Below are 20,076 nucleotides of genomic sequence, written 5' to 3'. Positions count from 1 at the left end.
GGGCCTCATTGGTTCGTTGTCTGGCGCAGCAGCATAGTGCCGCCGCGCTGAGTAAATTCAAGTTTCTTCAAAGCGCTCATGCCCAGCAAAATCTGGTCGCCGTCGAGCCCCGGGGCCACCAGGGCCCTGACGTCCTGGAGAACGATATCCCCCAGTTGCAAACGCTCGATGCGGGTCCGATAACCCTCGCTGCGCCCGTTGGCCGTGCTCAGGGTGACCGGCACCCCACGCTCCAGGCCCAGGCGCTCGGCCAGCCCGGAAGGAATCGACACCTCGGTGGCGCCGGTATCGAGCATGAATTGCACCGGCTGCCCGTTGATATGGCCGCTGGCGACGAAATGCCCCTGGCCGTTGCCGACCAGTTTCACTTCGATATAACCCTCATGTTGTTGCGAACTGACGACCGTGTTCGGGTTCTCCTGACGGGCCTCCCAATCGGCAAAGAACCGCGTGGCCAGGAACAGCGCAGCGGCCCAGGCCATGATCAGCATCACGCGCCCGGCACTCTTGCCCGGTTGCTGGCTCATGACTTGCTACTCCAGCCACCTTCAGGCGCAGCAAAACGCCAGACGATGGGACGGGCCTCGCCATCGGCGCGGGCTCCATTGTTGTTGTCCACACCGATCCAGGCCCCCTTGGCATCCACCACCAAGGCTTCCGCCAGCCCATAGGGCTGTGGATAACGTCGATGCTCCACCAGCGCCTCGGCGGCATAGGACCAGCACTGCTCGACCTTGGCGGTCTGCGCATCCCGGCGACAGATCTGATAGGCGTTACGCTCCAGGGTGAACAACTTGCCGTCGAACAGCGACACGTCGGCAAAATCCCGGGACACCGCCTTGGCATTGGGCACCTGCTCCGGCTGCATTTCCGAGCCAGCCTCACTGAGCAGCACGCAACCACCATCACAGTCCCAGGTGGTCTGCCCGCGCTTGATCAGCAACAGCCCGCGCCGCTCACGCTCCGCCGCCAACCAGATACGGTCGCCGGCAGGGTTCACCGCCAGGCCTTCGAACAAGGCGTTGAAATGCAGGAGCATGCCACTGGCCCGCGCTTCACGGACCATGATCGGGGAGATCTTCAACCAGGCCGGCGTGCCTTGCGCCGGCACTTGTAGCACCGCGGCATGAGCCTCGCTGATCACATACTTGTTGCTGGCGGCGTCGCAGGAGATGCCTTCGAAATCCAGGTCGCCACCACGCACGAAGGACGCCGCCCAGGTCCGTGACTTCAAGCCCCAGGGCAAGCCGGTATCGGGTACTGCAGGTACCTCCAGCTTGACGGCATCGGCCTGCCAGGCACTGTCGCGGGTATCGAGCTTGTAGATCTGATCGTCATCGCGGTCGGAAACCGTCCACAAATCCTGGCCACAGAGTGCCAGCCCGGACAGATTGCCGCCGCGCATGCCTTCCACAGGATGCTCGGACAACAAGGTCAGTTCGGGCACTGGCGCGGCCACCACCGAGGTTGCCAATAGCGCTAGGGCCAGGGCAAAACCTCTGTGCATCAGGCCAGCACCTCGGCCAGGTTGCCCTTGGACTCCAGCCAGGACTTGCGATCACCGGCGCGCTTCTTCGCCAGCAGCATGTCCATGATTTCTGCGGTGGCCTCGACGTCGTCCAGGGTCAACTGCACCAGGCGCCGAGTGTTCGGATCCATGGTGGTTTCACGCAGTTGCGGCGGGTTCATCTCACCCAGCCCCTTGAATCGGGTGACCTGGGGCTTGCCGCGCTTCTTCTCGGCCACCAGGCGATCGAGAATGCCGTCGCGCTCGGCATCATCGAGGGCGTAGAAGATGTCCTTGCCCAGGTCGATGCGGTACAGCGGCGGCATGGCCACATAGACGTGACCGGCATTCACCAACGGGCGGAAATGCTGGACGAACAAGGCACAGAGCAAGGTGGCGATGTGCAAACCGTCGGAGTCGGCATCGGCGAGGATGCAGATCTTGCCGTAGCGCAGTTGGCTCATGTCCTCGGCGCCTGGATCGACCCCGATGGCCACAGCGATGTTGTGCACTTCCTGACTGGCCAGGACTTCGCTGCCGTCCACTTCCCAGGTGTTGAGGATTTTGCCGCGCAACGGCAGGATCGCCTGGAACTCCTTGTCCCGCGCCTGCTTGGCCGAACCGCCAGCAGAGTCACCTTCCACCAGGAACAGTTCGGAGCGCATTGGGTCCTGGCCGGCGCAGTCCGCCAGCTTGCCGGGCAGCGCCGGGCCCTGGGTAATGCGCTTGCGCTCGACCTTCTTGCTGGCCTTCAAGCGGCGACCGGCGTTGCTGATGGCCAACTCCGCCAGTTGCATGCCCAGCTCGGGATTGGCATTGAGCCACAGGCTGAAGGCGTCCTTGACCACACCGGAAACGAAAGCCGCCGCCTCACGGGACGACAAACGCTCTTTGGTCTGGCCGGAGAACTGGGCGTCTTGCATCTTCATCGACAGGACGAAGGCGATCCGTTCCCAGACGTCTTCCGGAGCCAGCTTCAGGCCACGGGGCAGCAGGTTGCGGAATTCGCAGAACTCGCGCATGGCATCCAGCAGGCCCTGGCGAAGGCCGTTGACGTGGGTGCCGCCCTGGGCCGTGGGGATCAGGTTGACGTAGCTTTCCTGAACACTGTCGCCACCTTCCGGTAGCCACAGCAGGGCCCAGTCCACCGCTTCCTTGTTACCGGCCAGGCTGCCGCAGAACGGCTCGCTGGGCAGGCGTTCGAATTCGCTGACCGCATCCACCAGATAGGAGCGCAAACCGTCTTCGTAATGCCACTCGACCTTTTCGCCGCTGGACTTGTCCTCGAAGCTCACCAGCAGCCCCGGGCACAGTACCGCCTTGGCCTTGAGCACATGCTTGAGGCGGCTGACGGAGAATTTCGGCGAATCGAAGTATTTCGGGTCCGGGGCAAAGTACACACTGGTACCGGTGTTGCGCTTGCCCACGGTGCCGACCACTTCCAGCTCGGTGGCCTTGTAGCCATCGGCGAAGGTCATCTGGTATTCGTTGCCGTCGCGCTTGACCCGCACCCGCACCTGGTTCGACAGGGCGTTGACCACGGAAATACCCACCCCGTGCAAACCGCCGGAGAACTGGTAGTTCTTGTTGGAAAACTTGCCGCCGGCATGGAGCTTGGTGAGGATCAGCTCGATCCCGGACACGCCCTCTTCCGGATGGATATCCACGGGCATGCCGCGGCCGTCGTCGCAGACTTCCAGGGAATGGTCGGCGTGCAGGATGACCTGTATCGACTTCGCATGGCCGGCCAGGGCTTCGTCGACACTGTTGTCGATGACTTCCTGGGCCAAATGGTTGGGCCGCGTGGTGTCGGTGTACATGCCCGGGCGTTTGCGCACCGGGTCGAGTCCCGAGAGGACTTCGATGGCGTCTGCGTTATAAGAGCTAGCGCTGGGAGTGGCCATGGGTTCTCGTCGTTAGTCGTTCAATGAATATGGGGCGAGCCCTTCACAGTGCCGTGAAGTCGATCGCCTGGTACTGATCGGCAGTGATGCCGGCAAAATTCAACATCGCCGGCAATTGTCCGGCAAAACCTTGGAAACTATGATCGCCGCCAGCCTGAATGCGCAAGGCGCAGGCACGGTAATAGCGCTCGGCGCTGCGATAGTCCAGCGTCTCGTCGCCAGTCTGCAACCACACCTGATAACGCTGTGGGTCCTGAGGCGGCGCGACTTCCAGCGCTGCCAGGGCCGCCACATGGTCATGGGTCAGCTCCCAGGTTTCATCGGTATACAGGTTTTTCTGCGTGCCCAGATAACCGTCGAACATCCGGTGCGGGCTGACAGCAGGGTTGATCAGCAGGGCTTTGAGCCCGTAGCGCTCGGCAAGGTGAGTCGCATAGTAGCCGCCGAGCGAGCTGCCGACCAGCAATGGTCGACCGAGCTCGGCAATCGCCTGCTCCAGCTGGCCAATGGCCTGTCGCGGATGATGATGCAGGGCCGGTACCCGCAATTGTTCAGCCAGCCCCAGCTGCTCCATGACACGCCGCAACTGAGAGGCCTTGGTCGACGCGGGAGCACTGTTGAAGCCGTGGATATAAAGGATCGAACCGGACATGCGAACTCCCTGTGCACCTGGGCAAAAGCCGCAGTTTACAGGGATGACGACAGGTTACGAAGCCGCTTCAGTAGCCGTTGCTACCGTAATCGATGGTGAATTCGTAGCCCAGGACCCGTTCCACGCCGGTTTCCAACCGTCCATCGGGCCACAACCGCAGCCAGCGATAGCCAGGCACCTGCTCCTCGACCTTGAAGTCGTCGCTGCCGGGCTCGAACTGGATGCAGGTCGAGGGTGAGGCCAATAGCCGCACGGCGCCGCGCTGGCGGTCGATTTCCTGATGCACATGCCCCCAGAGCAAGGCACGGACCTGAGGGAAAGCATCGAGCACGGCGAACAGTGCCTCGGCGTTGCGCAGGCCAATGGGCTCCATCCAGGTACAGTCAATGGATACCGGGTGATGGTGCAGGCAGATCAAGTGATGGCGCTCAGGCGCCTCGCTCAGGGAGCGGGCCAGCAATTGCAGTTGGTCGTCCTGCAGGTAACCCGGCACCGAGCCGGGCACCGCCGAGTCCAGCAAGGTGATGCGCCAGTTGCCGATATCCATTACCGGCTCCAGCAAGTCACTGTCCTGCGTCGCCAGTTGCATGACCTGCGGCTCATCATGGTTGCCCGGCAGCCAGCGGCCAGGTGCCGGAATCTGTCGGGTCAACTGACGAAAGCGCTGATAGGACTCCAGGGAGCCGTCCTGGGACAGATCACCGGTGGCCAGCATCAGGTCGATCCGCGGCTGCTGCGCCAGCACCTGCTCGATGACTCGCTGCAGACTGTCGGCGGTGTTCATGCCCAGCAAGGTGCCATCAGCGTCGGCAAACAGATGGCTGTCAGATAGTTGCACCAGCAGTACGGAATCGTCGGCAGTCAGTGCGGATACGCTTGGCACGGCGTTCTCCCGGAGCAAGGGCACAAAGCATGATGAAGGCGGCAATTATGCTGGGGGAAATGCAAAAGAGGAAACCTGGGAAACGGACCCAGTTCACATCTAGCGCACGGCTTCGAACTCGTGGCCACAGGCCAGGCAATGACTCAGCCACTCCCCAAGAAAGACATTCAACTGAGCCTTTTCATCCGGCTGATGCATGAAGGCATTGGGATAGGGATAAATGCTGCGAAAACGCCGGGCATGCTCGGCACTGATGACCTCCGCCATCCGCGCATCGTGATAGACCTGCACTTCCAGTTGCGGCACGGGCAGCCACGGCAAGCTGTGCTCCTGACGCACCTGCAAGGTGGTGGTGTAGGGACAGGCCAGCACCACTTCCAGGGCCAGTACGCCGAGCATCTGGTCGCCCTGGGTCACGGCAATGCGCCGTGCCACAGGCTGATTGCGCATGTCAGGCAACAGGCGCATCAGCCGAGCGTAGTTGGCCTCGCAGGACGCTTGCAGCCCCGCGAGATCAACCCGATAGCGGTCGCGTACCTTGTTTACGACCATAACCCCCTCACTTCAGCGCGATTGAGCGCCAGCCACTGCAAGGCAATGATGCTGGCGGCATTGCAGATCCGCCCGTCACGCATGGCCTGCAACGCATCCTCATAAGCCATCACCGAAACCCGGATGTCTTCCGCCTCTTCTTCCAGCCCATGCAGCCCGCCGGCAGCGCTGCTGTCGCAACGGCCCAGGAACAGGTGGACGAACTCGGTGCTGCCCCCCGGCGACGGAAAATACTGGGTCATCGGCCACAGCGCAGAGATGTCCAGGCCAGCTTCCTCCTGTGCCTCACGCCGAGCAACCTGTTCCGGTTGCTCGTCCTTGTCGATCAGCCCGGCCACCAGTTCCACCAGCCAGGGCGTAGCGGTCTTGCCCATGGCGCCAACGCGGAACTGTTCGATCAGCACCACTTCATCGCGTTGCGGATCGTACGGCAGTACGCAGACCGCATCGTGACGGACAAAGACTTCACGATTGATTTCCCGCCCCATGCCACCGGCGAACAGCTCGTGGCGCAATTGCAAGCGATCGAGCCGGTAGAACCCCTGGAAGCAGTTTTCACGCCGGATGATCTCAACGGCACTTGGCGTGGAGTTGGCAAAGTCAGTCATAACAATCCTCGTGTACAGCGTATTCGACCCGAGGATCCCCCTCGACTTCGCGCCATCCTAACGCGCCCGCGGCTGCCGATGCAGCCCCTTTACCCTCAGCGGGATAGACGGCGAGGGGCTAAACCTACTCTAATTGCTTCTATTGAGCTTAGTGGCGAACCGACTGCCTCGCAGACAGTCGAAGCCGGTAACTTTTGCCTCCCCCCTGGTTTATGAAGGACGCCCATGTCGCTTGTCAAAATCGCCTCCGTGGCCTGTATCGCCCTGACCCTGGGCGCCTGCCAAAGCCTGTTTCAGCCAAGCTACAACACCCCGCTGGAAACCAAGCGCGAGAAATCCGAACAACTCAAGCCCGGCTGCAGTGGCGCCGACTGCCCACTGGTCAACCTTGACACCGTGCACTTTCCCGCCGAGCCGCAACTGGACGCCATCGTCGAAAAACGCTTGCTGCAAATGACCCGCACCAGCCCCGACGCACCACTGCCGGCCAGCCTCAGCGCCTACCGCGAACAGTTCCTGCGCAGCGCAGCAGACCGCCACGGCATGTACCTGCAATCCAAGGTACGCGAGCAGCATGACGGACTGGTGATCATCGAACTGGCCAGCTACCTGGACACCGGCGCGGCCAATGGCACCCCGGGACGGGGCTTCGTCAACTACTCGCGCCAGCAACACAAGGCCCTGAACCTGGCAGACATGCTCCTGCCCGGCCAGGAGGACATGTTCTGGAAGGCTGCACGGGTTGCCCACAACAACTGGCTGATCAGCACCCACCTGGATCGCGAAGCCGAATTCGTCAAGACCTGGCCGTTCCAGAAAACCCCGAACGTGGCCCTGACCCAGAAAGCCGTGACCCTCAAGTACGACGTCACCACCATCGCGCCCTCGGTCCTGGGTCATATCGAATTGCAGATTCCCTACGACCGCCTCAAGGGCGTGCTCAAGCCCGAGCTGTTTCCCGAGAACTGAACGCCCGCCCCAGCAGCCATTGCAACAGCCCTGCCAGTACCAGTGACGGCAGGGTTGCACCGACTTCCGGATACAAATTGGCCAGCAGGTGATAGGTGCTCACCCCACCCAACCGGGCCGGCAGCGCCGTCCAGCGCAGGGCTGAGTGCGGGATCTGCCCGCTGCGGCGACGCAGGATGAAGTGATCCACCAGCACCACGCCAAACAACGGCGCAAATGCCGAGCCGATCAACAGCAGGAAGTTCTGGTACTGGGCCAATGGCGCCAAACACGCGCTGGTCGGCCGGCACCGCGAGATCGGGAGAGTAGGTACTTGCCCTGCGCAAGGGATCTATCTCAGAAAGAACAGGAGCAAGCTGCAAGCCTCAAGCGTCAAGAAAAAGCACTTCGGCCTTTGCTTTCCGCTTGCAGCTTGCAGCTCGTGGCTTAGACCTTCTTGTACAGCTGGCTGCCTTCCTGCTTGAAGCGCGCGGCCTGCTCGGCCAGGCCCTTGGCGACGTCCACGTCCACCGCTTCGATGCGCTGGTTGGCCGCGTATTCGCGCACTTCCTGGGTGATCTTCATCGAGCAGAACTTCGGCCCGCACATGGAACAGAAATGCGCCACCTTGGCCGAATCCTTAGGCAGGGTTTCGTCGTGGTAGGAACGTGCAGTGTCCGGGTCCAGGCCCAGGTTGAACTGGTCTTCCCAGCGGAACTCGAAACGCGCCTTGGACAGGGCGTTGTCGCGGATCTGCGCGCCAGGGTGACCTTTGGCCAGGTCGGCAGCATGGGCCGCGATCTTGTAGGTGATGATCCCGGTCTTCACGTCATCCTTGTTCGGCAGGCCCAGGTGCTCCTTGGGCGTGACATAGCAAAGCATGGCGCAACCGAACCAGCCGATCATCGCCGCGCCGATACCGGAAGTGATGTGGTCGTAGCCCGGAGCGATGTCGGTGGTCAGCGGGCCCAGGGTGTAGAACGGCGCCTCGTCGCAGCACTCCAGCTGCTTGTCCATGTTCTCCTTGATCAACTGCATCGGCACGTGGCCCGGGCCTTCGATCATGCACTGCACATCGTGCTTCCAGGCGATCTTGGTCAGCTCGCCGAGGGTTTCCAGCTCACCGAACTGGGCTTCGTCGTTGGCGTCGGCAATCGACCCCGGACGCAGGCCATCTCCCAGGGAGAAGCTGACGTCGTAGGCCTTCATGATTTCGCAGATTTCGTCGAAATGGGTGTAGAGGAAGTTCTCTTTATGGTGCGCCAGGCACCACTTGGCCATGATCGAACCGCCCCGGGAGACGATGCCGGTGACGCGCTTGGCGGTCAGCGGTACATAGCGCAGCAACACGCCGGCGTGGATGGTGAAGTAGTCCACGCCCTGCTCGGCCTGCTCGATCAGGGTGTCGCGGAACAGCTCCCAGGTCAGGTCCTCGGCCACGCCGTTGACCTTTTCCAGGGCCTGGTAGATCGGCACGGTACCGATCGGCACCGGCGAGTTGCGGATGATCCACTCGCGGGTTTCATGGATGTGCTTGCCGGTGGACAGGTCCATCACCGTGTCCGAGCCCCAGCGGATGCCCCAGGTCAGTTTCGCCACTTCTTCCTCGATGGAAGAACCCAGGGCGCTGTTGCCGATATTGCCGTTGATCTTCACCAGGAAGTTGCGGCCGATGATCATCGGCTCCAGCTCAACGTGGTTGATGTTGGCTGGGATGATGGCGCGGCCACGGGCGATTTCCTCGCGGACGAACTCTGGGGTGATTTCTTTCGGGATGCTGGCGCCGAAGCTGTGACCGGCGTGTTGCTGCTTCAGCAGGCCGGCGGCGCGGGCCTCCTGCAGCTTCATGTTTTCGCGGATGGCGACGTATTCCATCTCGGCGGTGATGATGCCTTTGCGCGCGTAGTGCATCTGGCTGACGTTGGCCCCGGCCTTGGCTCGGCGCGGGTTGTTGACGTGGGCAAAACGCAGCTTGGTCAGTTCCGGGTCCGCCAGACGCTGCTGACCGAAGTTGGAGCTCAGGCCCGCCAGGCGCTCGGTGTCGCCACGGTCTTCGATCCACGCCGAACGTACATCGCCCAGGCCCTTGCGCACATCGATCACCACGTTCGGATCGGTGTAGGGACCGGAGGTGTCGTACACAGTGACCGGCGCGTTGATCTCGCCGCCGAAATCGGTGGGGGTCACGTCCAGGGTAATTTCGCGCATGGGCACGCGGATGTCCGGGCGGGAACCCTGGACATAGACTTTTTGCGAGCGGGTAAAGGGCTGCACCGATTGTTGGTCGACTTGGGCCGACTCACTGAGGTTGCTAGCGTTTTTTAGTTTTGTCGTCATCACGGGCTCTCCAGACAGCATCCAGGCAGTGGGATTTTGTCGGAGCGAACCTGTAACGGACGGACGCACCCTGTCTAAGCAACTAGTGAGTGCAGTGCTTGGTACTCGAGGGGTGTTCGATTGTCGAACAACATCCCGGACGAAGCACAAGAGGACTCGCCGGGTGACGAGAAATCTTGTTCCCTACGCAGGCGCTAACCTGATCAGGTTCAACGGGATCCGGATTATCCGATCTCAGCCTCATAGCAAGGCACCCCGACAAGAACCGGGCCAGTCTAGACAAAGCCGGGACAGAACGCCAACCCCCGTGCAATAAGCAGGATGAATGGCGTAATTAGCGGATTGTTGCGACCTGCCAGCGGCTCTACACTCCTTGCCCTGTGTCGAACCTTGACGCTCTATGGGTCGCGCCTTAGCCTTGGCGCCTGGATTATCTCCGTAATATCAACTCTAGGGATCGCCGAATGCTGCGCAAACTCTCACTGGCTGTTGCCGTGTCTTGTGCGTCCAATGGAATGGCCTGGGCAGCAGAAGCGCCTTTGACCACCAAGACCGACCTGGTCAGCGTCTATCAGGAAGCGGTGGACAACAATGCCGATCTGGCCGCTGCACGCGCCCAGTACGGCGCCCAGAAGGAAGTGGTGCCCCAGGCTCGCGCCGGGCTTTTGCCCAACCTCTCGGCCGGCGCGGACATGAGCAATACCCGCACCAAGTTCGATGAGCCTTCCATGACCTCGACCCGCAGCGGCAACGTCTACCAGGCGACCCTGGCCCAGCCGCTGTTCCGTGCCGATCGCTGGTTCCAGTTGCAAGCCGCCAAGGACATCAACGAGCAAGCCTCCCTGCAACTCTCGGCCACCGAGCAGAACCTGATCCTGCAAAGCGCGGAGAACTACTTCGCGGTGCTGCGCGCCCAGGACAACCTGGCCTCGACCAAGGCCGAGGAAGCCGCGTTCAAACGCCAGCTGGATCAGTCCAACGAGCGCTTCGATGTGGGTCTGTCGGACAAGACCGACGTACTGCAATCCCAGGCCAGTTACGACACCGCCCGGGCCAACCGCATCCTTGCCCAGCGCCAGGTGGACGACGCCTTCGAGGCCCTGATCACCCTGACCAACCGCGAGTACAACGCGATCCAGGGCATCGTCCATACCCTGCCGGTGCTGGCGCCGACCCCCAACGATGCCAAGGCCTGGGTCGACACCGCCGCCAAGCAGAACCTCAACCTGCTGGCCAGCAACTACGCGGTCAGCGCCGCCGAGGAAACCCTCAAGCAGCGCAAGGCCGGGCACGCCCCGACCCTGGACGCCGTGGCGCAGTACAAGAAAGGCGACAACGACGCCCTGGGCTTCAGCAACCCCAATCCGTTGACGCGCTACGGCAGCGATGTCGAACAGCGCTCCATCGGCCTGCAGTTGAATATCCCGATCTACAGCGGCGGGCTGACCAGCTCCCAGGTTCGCGAGTCCTATTCGCGCCTGAGCCAGACCGAACAGCAGCGTGAATCCCTGCGCCGCCAGGTGGTGGAGAACACCCGCAACCTGCACCGCGCAGTGAACACCGATGTCGAGCAGGTCCAGGCCCGACGCCAGTCGATCATCTCCAACCAGAGTGCGGTGGAAGCCACGGAAATCGGCTATCAGGTGGGGACGCGCAATATCGTCGACGTGCTCGATGCCCAGCGCCAGCTGTACACCTCGGTGCGCAACTACAACAACAGCCGCTACGACTACATCCTCGACAACCTGCGCCTGAAGCAGGCCGCCGGCACCCTCAACCCCGGTGATCTGCAAGACCTGTCGCGCTACCTCAAGGCCGACTACAACCCGGACCGCGACTTCCTGCCGCCGGACCTGGCCAAGGCCGCACAAGAGCAACTCAAGGCTCGCCCCTGAAGGCCGCAGCCATAAAAAAGGCCACCCCAGCGGGTGGCCTTTTTGCATGCCGGCAAAGCGCTTTCGGAGCTACGACTCAGCGCTCCTTGAGCAAACGGTCGAGCCCATCGAGCAAACGCTGCAAAGCGCCCTGATTGGCCTTGAGCACCTTGAGCCCGGCCTCGGCCATCTTCTGTGCATCCCGGGGCAACTCGAACAGGCGCTGCACCGCCACCGCCAGTCCCTCAGCGTCATCCACCTCCTGCAAGGCACCGGCCTCGCGCAGCATCGCGGCGATTTCCAGGAAGTTGAACAGGTGCGGCCCGCTGATCACCGGTTTGGCCAGGGCCGCCGGCTCCAGCAGGTTGTGCCCGCCATTGGCGACCAGACTGCCGCCGACAAAAGCGCTGTCGGCCAGGGCGTAGAGGAACAGCAGCTCACCCATGGTGTCCCCCAGCAACACCGAGGTGGTGGCGCCCACCGGTTCCCCGGCGGAGCGGCGAACCGTCGCGAATCCCTGTTGCTGGCACAGCTCGAACACCGAGTTGAAGCGCTCCGGGTGCCGTGGCACCAGGATCAGCAAGGCATTCGGGTAACTGGCCAGCAGTTGCCGATGGGCATCGAGCACCACGGCGTCTTCACCTTCGTGGGTACTGGCGGCGATCCACACCGGGCGCTCCATGGCCTGCCATTGCTGGCGCAGATCCCGGGCACGCTCCAGCAGTTGCGGGTCAATGCTCAGGTCGAACTTGATCGAGCCTGTGACTTCCACCGTCTCGGGACGTGCACCCAGTTGACGGAAACGCTCGGCTTCGGCTTCGGTCTGCACCGCGAACAGGCTCATTTGCCCCAGCATGGGCGCGGTCAGGCGGGCAAAACGTCCATAGCCCTTGGCCGAACGCTCGGACAGCCGGGCATTGGCCAGGGCCACCGGAATCCCGCGCCGGGCGCACTGGTCAATGTGGTTGGGCCACAGCTCGGTCTCCATGATCACCGCCAGCTTGGGCTGCACCCGGTCCAGAAACCGCGCCGCGGCGCAGGGCAGATCGTAAGGCAGGTAGCAATGCTGGATTCGCGGCTCATTGGCGAACAGCGCCTGGATACGCTCGGAGCCGGTGGGCGTCATGCAGGTCACGGTGATCGGCAACTGGGGATAACGGGCCAACAGGGCACGAATCATTGGCGCGGCAGCGATGCTCTCGCCCACAGACACCGCATGCACCCAAATGCCGCCAGTCTGCATGGCCGGCAAGCCCAGGGAGAAACGCTCGCCAATGCGCTTGGCATAAGCCGGGGCCTTACGCGAGCGCAACCACAGGCGAATCGCTACCAATGGCAGCCCCAGGTAAAACAGTGCGGTATAGAGAGTTCTATTCATGGCGGCGGAGTTTATCGGTTTTTTAGCCGATCGCCTTCAGGTGCACGGCAAAACGTTCCGCCAGCCAGCGCGCCGCCGGCCCCAGAGGTTCGTCGCGGCGCCAAGCCAACTCCACCACCAGCGCCGGCGGGGTCCATTCGCTGAGCAATTCGACCATCTGATGCTGGTAAGCCGGGTACTGCACCACATGCCGCGGCAGCCAGGCCCAGCCCAGGCCGCGCATCAGCCATTCAGCCATGACATAGAAGCTGTCAGCCCGCCAGACCTGGGGGCTGACCTGCTCGCCACCGGGATAACCGCTGAGTTGAGGAGCGATCAACAACTGCCGGTGCCGGGCCAGCAGTTGGCGATTGACCCGTTTCTCATGGGCCAGCGGATGCCCCACGGCGCAGACGGTGACCATCTCGACGCTGCCCAGGGCTTGGCGCTCCAGGGTTTCCGGCATCTGCTCATGGTGAAACAGCAGCCCCAAGTCGGCACGACGCTCCACCAGTTTGCGCGCCACGTCCCCCTGAGCACCGCTGGCCAGTTGCACTTCCAGACTGGGAAAGCGCTCGGCCAGTGCCTCAAGGCTGTCGAGCACCGGCTGATAGGGCATCGCCTCATCCTGGGCCAGGCGCAACCGCGCCTCCTGGCCCCGCATCAAGGCCAGCGCCCGGCCATTGAGGCGATCACACTGGCGGAGGATTTCCCGGGCCTCCTGCAACAAGGCACTGCCGGCTTCGGTGAGCTTTGGCTGACGGCCGCTGCTGCGCTCGAACAGGCTCACTCCCAGATCTTCTTCCAGCAGAGCAATGGCACTGCTGATGGCGGACTGAGCCTTGCGTTGCTGGCGGGCTACTGCAGAAAACGAGCGCAGCTCGGCAACACTGACAAACAGCCGCAACTGCTCCAGGTTCCATTGCATGTTCATTGGGCAACCTATCTTCATAACAGATAGGTAATGACTTTACCCCATCTGAACAGTCTCTAGAATGCCGACCTCAGAAAAGCAGTCCCAGACACGAGGAACCCTCCCATGAACGCTTACTACTACCTGGCCATCGCCATCTGCGCGGAAGTAATTGCCACTGTTTCAATGAAAGCGGTCAAGGGCTTGAGCACACCGCTGCCCCTGGCGCTGATCATCGTCGGCTATGGCGTGGCGTTCTGGATGCTGACCCTGGTAGTGCGCACCGTCCCGGTAGGCGTGGCCTATGCAGTGTGGGCTGGCATGGGCATCGTCATGGTCAGCATCGCCGCGCTGTTTCTCTACGGCCAGAAGTTGGATATCCCGGCCATGCTGGGCATGGCGCTGATCGTCCTCGGCGTGGTGGTGATCCAGCTGTTCTCGAAAACCGCCGGGCACTGACCCTCTGCTCATGCAGGAGCCGGCTTGCCGGCGAGCAGCCCACCGCGTGACAACCGGTCACGGGGTTCGCCTGGCCGCTCCTACAGATTCACGAGCCTGTATACTGCGCCTCTCGTTTTGAACACTGAGGTCGCTGCATGCCATCCGCTATTTCTACCGATGTGCTGATTGTCGGCGCAGGCGTCGCCGGTCTCTGGCTGAACGCCCGCCTGCGGCGCCAGGGCTTTTCCACTGTACTGGTGGAAAGCGCCAGCCTCGGTGGCGGACAGAGCGTGAAATCCCAGGGGATCATCCACGGCGGCGCCAAATACGCCCTGCACGGCGCCCTCACCGGTGCCTCGGAAGCCATCGCCGACATGCCGCGGCGCTGGCGCGAAGCCTTGGCCGGCACCGGCGAGCTGGACCTGTCCGGCGTGCGCCTGCTGTCCGACGCCCATTACCTCTGGTCTCCCGGCACCCTGGCCGGCAACCTCACCAGCTTCTTTGCCAGTAAGGCCGTGCGCGGCCGGGTCGATCAGGTCAAGGGCGAACAACTGCCCCCGGCCCTGCAAGACAAACGCTTCAAAGGCAAGGTCTATCGCCTGGCCGAGCTGGTGGTGGATGTGCCTAGCGTCATCCAGCGTCTGGCAGACCTCGGCGGCGATAGCCTGCTGGCCGGACAGAAGATCGAGCCCCTACTGGAGAATGATCATCTGGTGGGCCTGCGGATCGATGAACGCGAGATCCGCGCGCAACGCATCGTCCTCAGCGCCGGTGCCGGCAATGCCGACCTGCTCAAGGCCATCGGCCTGAGCCAGCCGGCCATGCAGCAACGTCCGCTGCACATGGTGCTGGTCAAGGGGCCAACCCTTAAACCCCTGTACGCCCATTGCCTGGGCGGCGGCCCCAAACCCCGGATCACCGTCACCACTCACCCGGCTGCCGACGGCCAATGGGTCTGGTACCTGGGAGGCGATCTCGCCGAAGCCGAAGGCGTGGCCCGGGAACCGGCGGCGCAGATCGCCGCTGCCCAGAAGGAACTGGGGCAACTGCTGCCTTGGGTCGACCTGAGCCAGGCGCAGTGGGCCACCTTGCGAGTGGATCGGGCCGAGCCGGCGCAATCGGGCCTGACCCGGCCGGATAACGCCTTCCTCGCCGAGCAGGATCGCCTGCTGGTGGGTTGGCCGACCAAACTGGCCCTGGCGCCGGACTTCGCCGACCGCGTTCTCGCGGCTCTGGAGCGCGACGGCATTCGTCCAGGCCACAGTGATCCACTTCCCGCCCTGCCCAAGCCGCCCCTGGCACAACCGGCCTGGGAGCAACTGCTGCCATGAGCCAGCCGACCCTGCATAACCTGCATCGCCCGATCGGCAGCACCGGCCTGATGGTTTCGCCTCTGGGCCTGGGCACGGTCAAGCTGGGCCGTGATCAAGGGGTGAAGTACCCCAGCGGCTTCCAGATCCCGGATGACCAGGAAGCCCGCATGCTGCTCAAGCTGACCCGCGATCTGGGCATCAACCTGATCGACACCGCCCCCGCCTACGGCCGCAGCGAAGAGCGCTTGGGCCCCCTGCTACGCGGCCAGCGCCAGGAATGGGTGATCGTCAGCAAGGTCGGCGAAGAGTTTGCCGACGGCGTGTCCCGCCACGACTTCAGTGCCGCTCACACCCGACTGTCCGTGGAACGCAGCCTGCAACGCCTGGAAACCGACTTCATCGATCTGGTGCTGGTGCATTCCGACGGCAACGACCTGGCCATTCTCGACCAGAGCGAGGTCTACCAGACCCTGGCGCAGCTCAAGCAGGAGGGCAAGATCCGTGGCTTCGGCTTCTCCGGCAAGACCGTCGACGGCGGTCTGAAGGCTCTGGAACAAGGCGATTGCGCCATGGTTACCTACAATCTGAACGAACAGGCCGAGCGGGCGGTCATTGACTATGCCGCCGACCACCACAAGGGCATCCTGGTGAAAAAGGCCCTGGCCAGCGGCCATGTCTGCCTGAGTCCGGGCGTCGACCCGGTGCGGGCCAGCTTCGAACTGCTGTTTGAGCGGCCCGGCGTTGCCAGTGCTATCGTCGGGACCATCAACCCGTTGCACCTGGCCCATAACGTGGCGACCGTGGCACAGGTTTTAGGCAAAAACTGATGCCGCCGACGCGGCCGACCCCGACGCAAGAAGGAGCCGAGATGTCGCGACCGCTCATTAGAAAGAACCCCAGCAACTTCAAGACCCTGCCGCTGTTCGTCGAAGCGACTCCCGAAGGCCTCTGCTACCAGAGCGTCGGGAGGCCGCTGAACTTCGCTCAGACCCTGCAGCGCCGACGCGCGGTGACGGTGGCAGACCACGAAAGGTTTGCCTTGGAACTGGCCAACCTCGGGGTTTCTGTACGCCTGACCCTGCACTGGCAGAACCGTGACTACTGGGTGCTGGTGCGCCAGCGACGCCAGGACCGCGGCGACGTGGTGCTCAAGCTGATCTCCGGCTACGTACCCGCCCATGAACTGAACCTGCCGCTGCACACGGCCATCCAGGAAATCGCCGAGGAATGCCTGCTGGAAACCCCGGAAGGCTGGCTCGGCGGACGCTTCAACGACACCTGGCTACCAGCCCCTTACGCCGGGGCCCTGCATTATCGCGAGGCCCTGCCCTTTCGCCTGACCCCACTGTCCGGAGCCGCGCGACCGGTACGCTGCGCCAACCTGCAATTGCTGGAGCGACCCCGGGCCTACGTGCACCTGCCCACCGCCTCGTTGCAACTGATCTACGACCTGCGCCTGGACGTCCCCAAGGAAGCCAAGTCGCTGAGCCTGTTCCACGTCGACGAGCGCCTGGAAGGTGACCAGTTGGTGGCGCGCCTGGACCGCAAGCGGCCGGATCTGTACCTGATGCCCCTGGACAATGGCCAGCCCTGTGCCGAGCTGTACACCTTGAAGAAGGATCAACTGCACCCGGCCAGCACCCGCGGCCTGTACCTGGCGGAAAGCTTCGCCCAGCAGGAAGGCTGGGTGGTGCGTGAGGAGCGGATTCGCTGGAAGGACTGGCTCAGGCAACGAGGCCTGAGCGAACCGGAAAAGGACTCGAAGCTTTCGCGCCTGACCGGCAAGGCCCGGCAGATCCTGCGCAAGATGGTTCCCGCCAAGGCCAGGCGCCAAGGCTGAGGCAAAAAAAACGGCGCCTGAAGCAGGCGCCGTTTTTTCAGACTGCAACCGTTACTGGGCCTTGTCGGTCTTGCGGATCTTCTCGACGATGGCGGTGGTCGAGCTGTTCTCCACCAATCCCAGCACCTTCACCGTGCCGCCATACGCCGTGACGATATCGGCGCCCACCACCTGATCGATGCCGTAGTCGCCACCCTTGACCAGCACGTCCGGGCGGACCTGGGACAGCAGGTTTTCCGGAGTGCCTTCAGAAAAGCTGATCACCCAGTCCACGGCCCCCAGCCCCGCCAGCACCGCCATGCGCCGGTCGACACTGTTGATCGGACGTCCAGGCCCCTTGAGGCGGCTGACCGAAGCATCGTCGTTGATCGCCACGATCAATCGGTCCCCTTGAGCCCGGGCCTGTTCAAGGTAGGTCACATGCCCCGCGTGAAGGATGTCGAAGCAGCCATTGGTGAACACGATCTTCTCGTTGTGCGCCCGGGCATCATCGATGGCCAGCAACAGCTGATCGAGACTCAGAACACCGCGCTCGGAACCTTCCTCGCGCTGGATCGCCCGACGCAGCTCGGGTGCACTGATGGCCGCCGTCCCCAGCTTGCCGACCACAATGCCCGCGGCCAGATTGGCCAGGCCCACCGCGTGGGGCAGCTCTTCACCGGCGGCAATCGCTGCCGCCAGGGTCGAAATCACGGTATCACCGGCCCCAGTGACGTCGAACACTTCACGGGCACGGGCCGGCAGATGCAGGGCCGGATGATCCGGACGCAACAGGGTCATGCCGTGCTCGCCACGGGTCACCAGCAGCGCCCCCAGCTCCAGATCGTGCATGAGCTTGGCGCCCTTGCTCACCAGTTCGTGCTCGTCGGCGCAGCCGCCGACGATGGTTTCGAACTCGCTGAGGTTCGGCGTGATCAGGCTGGCACCACGGTAGATGGAGAAATCCTTGCCCTTGGGGTCCGCCAGCACCGGAATGCCACGGGCCCGCGCGGCCGCGATCAGCACCTGATGGTTGCGCAGAGCGCCTTTGCCATAGTCGGACAGCACCAGCACCTTGATGCCGTCGAGCAAAGCGTCGACCTCGGCCGCCAGGGCCAGGGCGTCGGTGGCAAAGGGTTCTTCAAAGTCGATGCGCAGCAGCTGTTGGTGACGGCTCATGACCCGCAGCTTGACGATGGTCGGCTGGTGGGCAATGCGCTGGAACAGTGCACGTACGCCCGCACCTTGCAGGCTGTTGGCCAGGCTGTCGGCAGCCTCATCGTCACCGGTCACCCCGACCAGGGAGGCGGGCGCACCGAGTGCGGCGATGTTCAGGGCAACGTTGGCGGCACCACCCGGGCGGTCCTCGATCTGCTCGACCTTGACCACCGGCACCGGCGCCTCAGGGGAAATCCGTGAGGTACCACCATGCCAGTAACGGTCGAGCATGACATCGCCGACCACCAAGACAGGGGCTTGATCGAATCGCGGCATGGACAACTTCATGGAGCATCCCACATACAAAATGAACAGGGGCGCGATATTAACACAGGGTTGGCGCCGCCTAGTTCTATGCCTTGAGTGAGGCCGGTGAAGATTTTCTACGATTCATTTGCACGGCAGCAGTTGCAGCAGCTGGCGGATCGCCTCCGGCAACTCCACGCAGGACGTATCGATCTCGCAATCGGCTTGCAGCGGCGCTTCGTAAGGACTGTCGAGCCCGGTGAAATCCTTGATACGGCCCTCCAGGGCCGCCTGATACAGGCCCTTGGGGTCACGCCGGGCACAGGCCTGGAACGGCGTGCTGATGTACACCTCGATAAACTGTCCAGCCCCAAACAGCGCCCGGGCAGCATCACGATCGGCGCGAAACGGTGAAATCGCCGACACGATCACCAACAGCCCAGCCTCCACCATCAGCCGCGCCACCTCGGCCATGCGGCGGATATTTTCCTTGCGTGCCTCGGCCCCCATTCCCAGGTCACGGCACAGCCCACTGCGCACATTGTCGCCATCAAGGACGAAGGTATGCATGCCCAACTCGTTGAGGCGCAGTTCCAGCAGGTTGGCCAGGGTCGACTTGCCGGCCCCCGACAGGCCCGTCAGCCATAGACAACAGGGCTTCTGCTGCTTGAGGGCGGCCCGGGCCTCGATGGACAGCGACAGGCTGTAAGGGCGGATCTGCAGTTGCTCCAAAGGCGCACAAGCGAGCTTATTCATAACCCAGCATCTCGTAGTCGCGTTGATAGACACGGCGCACCAGGCGACGGGTGCGTACCGAGCAGAATTCCCTGACAGGGGTAGTGCGGCGTTGAGCAGTGCCGTTGACATGGGGCAGTTGGGCATCGACCCCCAACTGCTGGCACAACAGCTGGAAGTCACGTTGCAGGTATTCCTGATAGCCGATGAAGTCCAGGGCCAGGCGCCCCAGGGAGTCGGTGAGGAAGTCGCTCTGGGGCGCGAAATGCATCTGCCTGTGGATATTCTCCGAGTGCAGCCAGCGGCCGACGAAGTCGTCGAAGTCCCGGTAGTGCGTCACCAGGCTCTGGGCCGCCTGATCCCGTCGCCCCAGGCGGTTGCCCCGCAAAAAGGCATAGGCCGAATAGGCGCGTTCCAGGGGATCGCGGACGAAGGCGAACTTGAAGCTGCTGGAAAACGCCCGGGGGAACTGTTGCTCATACCAGTACAACGGCAGATGCCCCGGCATCCACCCGTCGAACAGGGCCGAACAGACGCTGCTGCCGGCACACTTGGGAACATGGATAAACAGACAGGAATGACGGGCAAAAGCATCGGGGAACCGCACATTGGCGGACATGGACTTGTTCACCACCTGACGATCCACCACCGACAGGCGACCCAACAGGAAATGACGCTGGGTCTTGGGTAATAACTTCCACACAAAACGTTGCAGCATTGCGGTACCCACGCGAGAAGGATGGCCCTCTCGATCCATTCGAAGATTCAG

General features: G+C 62.9%; 19 protein-coding genes, 1 pseudogene and 1 riboswitch. Of the genes and pseudogenes, 6 read left to right on the top strand and 14 right to left on the bottom strand.

Annotation, left to right across the window (positions count from 1 at the left end):
• Positions 1 to 5: 5 nt before the first annotated feature.
• From PFZ56_RS08610 to PFZ56_RS08580, 7 genes are all read right to left on the bottom strand, one after another.
• Positions 6 to 527, bottom strand: a complete 522-nt coding sequence (locus PFZ56_RS08610; protein WP_102862893.1) for a TIGR02281 family clan AA aspartic protease — start codon at positions 525 to 527, stop codon at positions 6 to 8.
• A complete protein-coding gene (locus PFZ56_RS08605) occupies positions 524 to 1,507 on the bottom strand; it encodes an esterase-like activity of phytase family protein (RefSeq protein WP_110595435.1) in 984 nt (327 codons plus the stop codon). The genes PFZ56_RS08610 and PFZ56_RS08605 overlap by 4 nt, the downstream gene beginning before the upstream one ends.
• The gene (gene parE / locus PFZ56_RS08600; RefSeq protein ID WP_102882023.1) at positions 1,507 to 3,411 is read right to left on the bottom strand and encodes a DNA topoisomerase IV subunit B; all 1,905 of its coding nucleotides are present in this window, start codon (positions 3,409 to 3,411) and stop codon (positions 1,507 to 1,509) included. Before parE ends, PFZ56_RS08605 begins: the two co-directional genes overlap by 1 nt.
• A gap of 43 nt (positions 3,412 to 3,454) precedes the next feature.
• Entirely contained in the window at positions 3,455 to 4,063 is a 609-nt protein-coding gene (locus tag PFZ56_RS08595; RefSeq protein ID WP_102862890.1) for a YqiA/YcfP family alpha/beta fold hydrolase, read from the bottom strand.
• Between the two features lie 67 nt (positions 4,064 to 4,130).
• Positions 4,131 to 4,946, bottom strand: coding sequence for a 3',5'-cyclic-AMP phosphodiesterase (gene cpdA / locus PFZ56_RS08590; protein WP_110650953.1), 816 nt, complete (start codon positions 4,944 to 4,946; stop codon positions 4,131 to 4,133).
• Positions 4,947 to 5,045: 99 nt separating this feature from the next.
• A complete protein-coding gene (locus PFZ56_RS08585) occupies positions 5,046 to 5,498 on the bottom strand; it encodes a DUF1249 domain-containing protein (RefSeq protein ID WP_011058915.1) in 453 nt (150 codons plus the stop codon).
• Positions 5,489 to 6,106, bottom strand: coding sequence for an NUDIX domain-containing protein (locus PFZ56_RS08580; protein WP_102862888.1), 618 nt, complete (start codon positions 6,104 to 6,106; stop codon positions 5,489 to 5,491). The genes PFZ56_RS08585 and PFZ56_RS08580 overlap by 10 nt, the downstream gene beginning before the upstream one ends.
• Before the next feature lie 225 nt (positions 6,107 to 6,331).
• On the opposite strand from PFZ56_RS08580, the gene PFZ56_RS08575 reads away from it, so the two are divergent.
• Complete coding sequence (locus PFZ56_RS08575) at positions 6,332 to 7,075, top strand: RsiV family protein (RefSeq protein ID WP_102862887.1); 744 nt, start codon at positions 6,332 to 6,334, stop codon at positions 7,073 to 7,075.
• Here the strand turns inward: PFZ56_RS08575 and PFZ56_RS08570 are convergent.
• Both PFZ56_RS08570 and thiC read right to left on the bottom strand, forming a co-directional pair.
• Positions 7,047 to 7,349, bottom strand: a pseudogene (locus tag PFZ56_RS08570) (putative hydroxymethylpyrimidine transporter CytX); the annotation flags it as partial. The gene PFZ56_RS08575 and the pseudogene PFZ56_RS08570 overlap by 29 nt on opposite strands.
• 152 nt (positions 7,350 to 7,501) lie before the next feature.
• Positions 7,502 to 9,391 carry a phosphomethylpyrimidine synthase ThiC gene (gene thiC / locus PFZ56_RS08565; RefSeq protein ID WP_102862886.1) on the bottom strand — a complete coding sequence of 630 codons (1,890 nt, stop codon included), beginning with the start codon at positions 9,389 to 9,391 and terminating at the stop codon, positions 7,502 to 7,504.
• A 163-nt stretch (positions 9,392 to 9,554) separates the two neighbouring features.
• A riboswitch (TPP riboswitch) is annotated at positions 9,555 to 9,659 on the bottom strand.
• A 196-nt stretch (positions 9,660 to 9,855) separates the two neighbouring features.
• Between thiC and PFZ56_RS08560 the strand changes: the two genes are divergently transcribed.
• Positions 9,856 to 11,286, top strand: coding sequence for a TolC family outer membrane protein (locus PFZ56_RS08560; protein ID WP_110595432.1), 1,431 nt, complete (start codon positions 9,856 to 9,858; stop codon positions 11,284 to 11,286).
• A gap of 76 nt (positions 11,287 to 11,362) precedes the next feature.
• On the opposite strand, the gene waaA is transcribed toward PFZ56_RS08560, so the two are convergent.
• Positions 11,363 to 12,643, bottom strand: a complete 1,281-nt coding sequence (gene waaA / locus PFZ56_RS08555; RefSeq protein WP_170001593.1) for a lipid IV(A) 3-deoxy-D-manno-octulosonic acid transferase — start codon at positions 12,641 to 12,643, stop codon at positions 11,363 to 11,365.
• 22 nt (positions 12,644 to 12,665) lie between these two features.
• Entirely contained in the window at positions 12,666 to 13,550 is an 885-nt protein-coding gene (locus PFZ56_RS08550; RefSeq protein ID WP_170001617.1) for a LysR family transcriptional regulator, read from the bottom strand.
• A gap of 111 nt (positions 13,551 to 13,661) precedes the next feature.
• On the opposite strand from PFZ56_RS08550, the gene PFZ56_RS08545 reads away from it, so the two are divergent.
• From PFZ56_RS08545 to PFZ56_RS08530, 4 genes are all read left to right on the top strand, one after another.
• Positions 13,662 to 13,994, top strand: coding sequence for a multidrug efflux SMR transporter (locus PFZ56_RS08545; protein WP_011058907.1), 333 nt, complete (start codon positions 13,662 to 13,664; stop codon positions 13,992 to 13,994).
• Positions 13,995 to 14,131: 137 nt separating this feature from the next.
• Entirely contained in the window at positions 14,132 to 15,307 is a 1,176-nt protein-coding gene (locus tag PFZ56_RS08540) for an FAD-binding oxidoreductase (RefSeq protein ID WP_123391313.1), read from the top strand.
• A complete protein-coding gene (locus PFZ56_RS08535; RefSeq protein WP_102882029.1) occupies positions 15,304 to 16,116 on the top strand; it encodes an aldo/keto reductase in 813 nt (270 codons plus the stop codon). Before PFZ56_RS08540 ends, PFZ56_RS08535 begins: the two co-directional genes overlap by 4 nt.
• Positions 16,117 to 16,157: 41 nt before the next feature.
• Positions 16,158 to 17,129, top strand: a complete 972-nt coding sequence (locus PFZ56_RS08530) for a metal ABC transporter ATPase (protein WP_102862880.1) — start codon at positions 16,158 to 16,160, stop codon at positions 17,127 to 17,129.
• Positions 17,130 to 17,180: 51 nt separating this feature from the next.
• On the opposite strand, the gene hldE is transcribed toward PFZ56_RS08530, so the two are convergent.
• The 3 genes from hldE to PFZ56_RS08515 all read right to left on the bottom strand — a co-directional run bounded on the left by hldE (position 17,181) and on the right by PFZ56_RS08515 (position 20,025).
• On the bottom strand, positions 17,181 to 18,614 hold the full coding sequence (gene hldE / locus PFZ56_RS08525; RefSeq protein ID WP_102863061.1) for a bifunctional D-glycero-beta-D-manno-heptose-7-phosphate kinase/D-glycero-beta-D-manno-heptose 1-phosphate adenylyltransferase HldE: 1,434 nt from the start codon (positions 18,612 to 18,614) through the stop codon (positions 17,181 to 17,183).
• 102 nt (positions 18,615 to 18,716) lie between these two features.
• The gene (gene cysC / locus PFZ56_RS08520; protein WP_110650965.1) at positions 18,717 to 19,328 is read right to left on the bottom strand and encodes an adenylyl-sulfate kinase; all 612 of its coding nucleotides are present in this window, start codon (positions 19,326 to 19,328) and stop codon (positions 18,717 to 18,719) included.
• Entirely contained in the window at positions 19,321 to 20,025 is a 705-nt protein-coding gene (locus tag PFZ56_RS08515; RefSeq protein ID WP_102862878.1) for a sulfotransferase family 2 domain-containing protein, read from the bottom strand. Before PFZ56_RS08515 ends, cysC begins: the two co-directional genes overlap by 8 nt.
• Positions 20,026 to 20,076 lie beyond the last annotated feature (51 nt).

This window comes from Pseudomonas danubii, assembly GCF_042980055.1.
Classification (GTDB): domain Bacteria; phylum Pseudomonadota; class Gammaproteobacteria; order Pseudomonadales; family Pseudomonadaceae; genus Aquipseudomonas; species Aquipseudomonas danubii.
The sequence above is the reverse complement of the archived record's forward strand: the minus strand, read 5'-3'. Positions and strand labels throughout refer to the sequence as shown.

What these genes read in the sequence shown, in the direction of transcription:
- PFZ56_RS08515 (WP_102862878.1), bottom strand. Translation starts at nt 20,025, where the DNA reads ATGCTGCAACGTTTTGTGTGGAAGTTATTACCCAAGACCCAGCGTCAT.
- PFZ56_RS08575 (WP_102862887.1), top strand. Translation starts at nt 6,332, where the DNA reads ATGTCGCTTGTCAAAATCGCCTCCGTGGCCTGTATCGCCCTGACCCTG.
- PFZ56_RS08605 (WP_110595435.1), bottom strand. Translation starts at nt 1,507, where the DNA reads ATGCACAGAGGTTTTGCCCTGGCCCTAGCGCTATTGGCAACCTCGGTG.
- PFZ56_RS08560 (WP_110595432.1), top strand. Translation starts at nt 9,856, where the DNA reads ATGCTGCGCAAACTCTCACTGGCTGTTGCCGTGTCTTGTGCGTCCAAT.
- PFZ56_RS08545 (WP_011058907.1), top strand. Translation starts at nt 13,662, where the DNA reads ATGAACGCTTACTACTACCTGGCCATCGCCATCTGCGCGGAAGTAATT.
- PFZ56_RS08610 (WP_102862893.1), bottom strand. Translation starts at nt 527, where the DNA reads ATGAGCCAGCAACCGGGCAAGAGTGCCGGGCGCGTGATGCTGATCATG.
- PFZ56_RS08535 (WP_102882029.1), top strand. Translation starts at nt 15,304, where the DNA reads ATGAGCCAGCCGACCCTGCATAACCTGCATCGCCCGATCGGCAGCACC.
- parE (WP_102882023.1), bottom strand. Translation starts at nt 3,411, where the DNA reads ATGGCCACTCCCAGCGCTAGCTCTTATAACGCAGACGCCATCGAAGTC.
- PFZ56_RS08595 (WP_102862890.1), bottom strand. Translation starts at nt 4,063, where the DNA reads ATGTCCGGTTCGATCCTTTATATCCACGGCTTCAACAGTGCTCCCGCG.
- PFZ56_RS08550 (WP_170001617.1), bottom strand. Translation starts at nt 13,550, where the DNA reads ATGCAATGGAACCTGGAGCAGTTGCGGCTGTTTGTCAGTGTTGCCGAG.
- PFZ56_RS08580 (WP_102862888.1), bottom strand. Translation starts at nt 6,106, where the DNA reads ATGACTGACTTTGCCAACTCCACGCCAAGTGCCGTTGAGATCATCCGG.
- thiC (WP_102862886.1), bottom strand. Translation starts at nt 9,391, where the DNA reads ATGACGACAAAACTAAAAAACGCTAGCAACCTCAGTGAGTCGGCCCAA.
- hldE (WP_102863061.1), bottom strand. Translation starts at nt 18,614, where the DNA reads ATGAAGTTGTCCATGCCGCGATTCGATCAAGCCCCTGTCTTGGTGGTC.
- PFZ56_RS08585 (WP_011058915.1), bottom strand. Translation starts at nt 5,498, where the DNA reads ATGGTCGTAAACAAGGTACGCGACCGCTATCGGGTTGATCTCGCGGGG.
- PFZ56_RS08530 (WP_102862880.1), top strand. Translation starts at nt 16,158, where the DNA reads ATGTCGCGACCGCTCATTAGAAAGAACCCCAGCAACTTCAAGACCCTG.
- waaA (WP_170001593.1), bottom strand. Translation starts at nt 12,643, where the DNA reads ATGAATAGAACTCTCTATACCGCACTGTTTTACCTGGGGCTGCCATTG.
- PFZ56_RS08540 (WP_123391313.1), top strand. Translation starts at nt 14,132, where the DNA reads ATGCCATCCGCTATTTCTACCGATGTGCTGATTGTCGGCGCAGGCGTC.
- cysC (WP_110650965.1), bottom strand. Translation starts at nt 19,328, where the DNA reads ATGAATAAGCTCGCTTGTGCGCCTTTGGAGCAACTGCAGATCCGCCCT.